Source organism: Pseudomonas sp. I2 (assembly GCF_040984075.1).
Lineage (GTDB): Bacteria > Pseudomonadota > Gammaproteobacteria > Pseudomonadales > Pseudomonadaceae > Aquipseudomonas > Aquipseudomonas guariconensis_B.
Genome location: NZ_JBCGFQ010000266.1, coordinates 1 through 255 on the forward strand (window position 1 = coordinate 1; position 255 = coordinate 255).

Annotated in this window: 1 pseudogene; it reads right to left on the bottom strand. The window is 65.9% G+C overall.

The window, feature by feature from the left end:
- A pseudogene (locus tag WCE05_RS26555) lies at positions 1–255 on the bottom strand (integrase catalytic subunit); the annotation flags it as partial.

Here is a 255-nt window from a genome sequence, read left to right on the forward strand (position 1 = left end):
TCCGGGCGCTGCTTGGTCGTGCTGTGCGGCCGGACGTGATACTGGCCGCAGATGAACTCGAGCATCCAGACCTCTAGCTCATCGAGGGTCATCTCGGCCGCCTCGTTCGGATTGCGGGTCTTGACCTTGTCGAAGCCGCGATCACGGGCGGTTGCTGCGGGGAGCAGCCGCATCTGGTCCATCGCCGTGCCCATGAAGCGTTCAATGATGCCGCCGAAATGGACCAGCCCTGGCGGGCGATGCTCGGGCGGCGCG